Annotated in this window: 1 protein-coding gene; it reads right to left on the bottom strand. The window is 48.5% G+C overall.

Annotation, left to right across the window (positions count from 1 at the left end; translation table 11 throughout):
• Window positions 1-14: 14 nt before the first annotated feature.
• Window positions 15-1197: elongation factor Tu (tuf, locus tag PSF11_RS21155; RefSeq protein ID WP_053111003.1), on the bottom strand; the 1183-nt coding region annotated here is incomplete at its 5' end.

Genomic DNA, 1197 nt, shown 5'->3' with positions numbered 1-1197 from the left:
ACAGTGGGTTGTTATTATGCAATGATTTTTGCAACAACACCCGCACCTACTGTACGGCCACCTTCACGGATTGCGAAACGCAAACCATCGTCCATCGCGATTGGGTGAATCAGAGTTACTTTCATGTTCACGTTGTCGCCTGGCATTACCATCTCTACGCCTTCTGGCAGTTCGATAGTACCTGTTACGTCAGTTGTACGGAAGTAGAACTGTGGACGGTAACCTTTGAAGAATGGCGTGTGACGACCACCTTCATCTTTGCTCAGAATATAAACTTCTGATTCGAAAGTTGTGTGTGGCTTGATTGAACCTGGTTTCGCCAGAACTTGACCACGTTCGATTTCTTCACGCTTAGTACCACGCAGCAGAACACCTACGTTCTCACCCGCACGGCCTTCGTCCAGCAGTTTACGGAACATTTCAACGCCAGTACAAGTGGTTTTCGCAGTCTCTTTGATACCTACGATTTCAACTTCTTCACCAACTTTGATGATACCACGCTCAACACGGCCTGTGACTACTGTACCACGACCTGAGATTGAGAATACGTCTTCGATTGGCAGCAGGAATGGCTTGTCAATTGCACGCTCTGGCTCTGGGATGTAGCTGTCCAGTGCTTCTGCTAGTTCAACGATTTTCGCTTCCCACTCTGGGTTGCCTTCCAACGCTTTCAGCGCTGAACCACGGATAACTGGAGTGTCATCACCTGGGAAATCGTATTGAGACAGAAGTTCACGAACTTCCATTTCAACCAGTTCCAGCAGCTCTTCGTCGTCTACCATGTCACATTTGTTCAGGAACACGATGATGTAAGGAACGCCAACCTGACGACCTAACAGGATGTGCTCACGAGTTTGTGGCATTGGGCCATCTGTTGCCGCAACAACTAGGATTGCACCGTCCATCTGAGCAGCACCCGTGATCATGTTTTTAACATAGTCGGCGTGTCCTGGGCAGTCTACGTGTGCGTAGTGGCGAGTTGGTGTATCGTACTCTACGTGAGAAGTAGAGATGGTGATACCACGCGCTTTTTCTTCTGGTGCGTTATCGATTTGATCGAATGCACGAGCGCTACCGCCGTAAGTTTTTGCCAGAACAGTAGTGATTGCTGCTGTCAGGGTAGTTTTACCGTGGTCAACGTGGCCGATTGTACCAACGTTAACGTGCGGTTTTGAACGTTCAAATTTTTCTTTAGAC

The sequence above is a fragment of the Providencia sp. PROV119 genome (assembly GCF_028482435.1).
Classification (GTDB): Bacteria; Pseudomonadota; Gammaproteobacteria; order Enterobacterales; family Enterobacteriaceae; genus Providencia; species Providencia stuartii.
This window is presented reverse-complemented; position numbering and strand designations above follow the sequence as displayed.